Raw genomic sequence first — 233 nt, 5'->3', positions numbered from 1 at the left:
ACTTTTACCATCCTGATAATCATAATCTGGCTGGGTGCGTAAGTTCGCTGAGCTGATATCTTTTTTCGCGATCTGATTGAGTTCAAGGAAGGAAATGTATTGTGCGACGCGCTCATCTGCCTGTTTCTTGGCAGTAGCGGCATCCTTCGCGGCCACGTTAACTTCAATCGCAAGAGTGGCAATGTCTGGCACCGCATCCACGCTTGCCGTACCGGAGGTGACAATATGCGGTC

At 50.2% G+C, this 233-nt stretch carries 1 protein-coding gene; it reads right to left on the bottom strand.

Features of this window, described 5'->3' with window-relative positions; translation table 11 throughout:
• Nucleotides 1–233, bottom strand: a 233-nt coding sequence (locus R0J88_RS23780; protein ID WP_410901425.1) for an SIMPL domain-containing protein, incomplete at both ends; no start/stop codon positions are given.

Origin of the sequence: Pseudoalteromonas sp. SIMBA_162 (genome assembly GCF_046535955.1) — a bacterium.
Taxonomy (GTDB): Bacteria; Pseudomonadota; Gammaproteobacteria; order Enterobacterales; family Alteromonadaceae; genus Pseudoalteromonas; species Pseudoalteromonas marina.
The sequence above is the reverse complement of the archived record's forward strand: the minus strand, read 5'-3'. Positions and strand labels throughout refer to the sequence as shown.